2 protein-coding genes are annotated in these 2,054 nt (G+C 43.8%); both read left to right on the top strand.

Features of this window, described 5'->3' with window-relative positions; genetic code table 11:
• The first annotated feature begins 157 nt into the window (after positions 1-157).
• Complete coding sequence (locus HC752_RS23995; RefSeq protein ID WP_190337698.1) at positions 158-523, top strand: DUF6404 family protein; 366 nt, start codon at positions 158-160, stop codon at positions 521-523.
• Between the two features lie 559 nt (positions 524-1,082).
• A complete protein-coding gene (locus HC752_RS24000; protein WP_009602753.1) occupies positions 1,083-1,622 on the top strand; it encodes an MOSC domain-containing protein in 540 nt (179 codons plus the stop codon).
• Positions 1,623-2,054: the final 432 nt, after the last annotated feature.

A 2,054-nucleotide genomic window follows, 5' to 3' on the forward strand; every position in this document is an offset into this window, starting at 1 on the left:
GACGCTCTAACAAAAGCTTCAAACCGACAAACAACGCGTGGCATTTTTAGCTTGCGGTAATTTTAGTGTTTAAGGCGCAATGCGGCGGCTTGTTTTGTGCGTTGTCTGCGGTTTAAGCTGGCGTTATGGCTCTGAGGTGATTTGAAAGGTTGAAGTGATGGATAATATTAAGTTTGCCCAAGAACACCTTATTCAAAAAGGTGTACCTGAAGATTTGACTGAAACGTTACCTTTTTTATTAAGCTGGCTTCCAAAGTCGAATGGTAAACCTATGGTCTTTCAATCAATCTACAAAATTGTTTTGATGTACACCGTTTTAGGCAGTGCATCTTATTCTGCGTTTATGTATTTACTAACTTCGCATATTGGTTTATTTGACTGGCAATCTTATATGCTAACTTCAGTTGCTTTTGGTTTTAGTCTTGCTTTAGTGCAAGGTTTTCGGGTAAAAAGGGCTCACAATCGGCTAGGTGGTATGTGGTGGGAAGAGTGGTGTGAAAAGAACTACGGTGATACGCCATAACAAACGCTTCAAGCTGACTGCCAACGTGTGGCACTTTAGGTTTGCAGCAATTATTGTGTTTAAGGCGCATGCGGTAGCCGTCGTGTCATGTTGGCAGCAGCTTAAGCGGGCGTTATAGCGCTTTGATAATTCAAGGGTTGTCAGGTTCTCGAAAGTTGCTGGCTTCAGTATTTTTGAGTTTGATTCCTCAACCAGCATCAAAGTGGAAAAGTCGTCGTAACCCAAGTCGCTACAAGCTTTCAAAATCGATTCGGTTCGCTGAATCTTGAAGCGTTGTTCTCGGCTCGTTTCCCTAAATTCTCGACTGAATCGGTGTTTTGGGTTCTGTGGGCTGGTTGCAGTCAGTTTTGTTGGCTAAGATGCTGTTCATTGAATGCAAGCTAAGTGCTTCATTGCCAAGCGAGTTTTATGTTTGTATCGCTCTAACAAAAGCTTCAAACCGACAAACAACGCGTGGCATTTTTGGTTTGCAGTGATTTTAGTGCTTAAGGCGTAATGCAGCGGCTTGTTTTGTGCGTTGTCTGCGGTTTAAGCTGGCGTTAGCCCTCAGGAGGAAAGGATGCCAAAGGTAGTTTCAGTCAGTAAATGTGCCGAGCACACTTTTTCTAAATCAATTGTTGATTCAATATTGCTAATAGAGGGAGAAGGAGTTGACGGAGATGCTCATCGGGGAAAAACGGTAAAGCATCGTTCGAGAGTCAAAGTCGATCCCAGTCAACCAAATCTTAGACAAGTTCACCTTCTTCACAATGAGTTATTCTCTGAGCTTGAGGCTAAAGGGTTCAAAGTTGAGCCAGCATCACTTGGGGAAAACATCACAACATCAGGTATTGATTTACTTGGTTTGCCAAGAGATACCGTAATTAGGTTCAGCAGTGGGGCAGAAGTTCTGATTACAGGTCTCCGCAACCCTTGCCCGCAAATCGAGGGATACCAGACTGGGTTATTGTCTGCTGTTTTGGGTAAAGATAGCTCAGGAAAGTTAGTCCGTAAGGCAGGGGTAATGGGGATCGTCAAAGTTGGTGGTAGAGTGTCGGCAGGTGATAGCATGGCGATTGAGTTGCCTGATGAGCCATTCCACCCACTCAAAAGAGTTTAAGGGCTAACAAAAGCTTCAAACCGACAAACAACGCGTGGCATTTTTGGTTTGCAGTAATTTTAGTGTTTAAGGCGCAATGCAGCGGCTTGATTTGTGCGTTGTCTGCGGTTTAAGCTGGCGTTATGAAGCATCTAGGAAAATCCAGCCAAATTAGAGGTTAAGGTTCAATATTTGCTTTTCTTTCCATCATGATTTGAATCTTTCCCAATTGAAGATCCGTTGTGTTCCTTTGGTGAAATGCCGCTTGGATTTCATCGAAAGGCAAATTGGCTATTTGGTTACTTTTGCCGAGTGGCTACTTCTAGCAGCCATTTGCTGCGCCGTGATTTTAGTAGGGCGGCAGGGCATCGAAAAATTCAAAGCTTGATGCTCGCCTTTGTTCAACTTGTTGTGGGTTCATTGTATAGCTGCCGGCATTTTGTGAAATGGCTC

Origin of the sequence: Vibrio sp. S9_S30, assembly GCF_014694455.1 — a bacterium.
In the GTDB taxonomy this organism is placed as follows: Bacteria; Pseudomonadota; Gammaproteobacteria; order Enterobacterales; family Vibrionaceae; genus Vibrio.

Excerpts from the sequence above, each read along its gene's own strand:
- HC752_RS24000 (WP_009602753.1), top strand. The coding sequence starts at position 1,083 with ATGCCAAAGGTAGTTTCAGTCAGTAAATGTGCCGAGCACACTTTTTCT.
- HC752_RS23995 (WP_190337698.1), top strand. The coding sequence starts at position 158 with ATGGATAATATTAAGTTTGCCCAAGAACACCTTATTCAAAAAGGTGTA.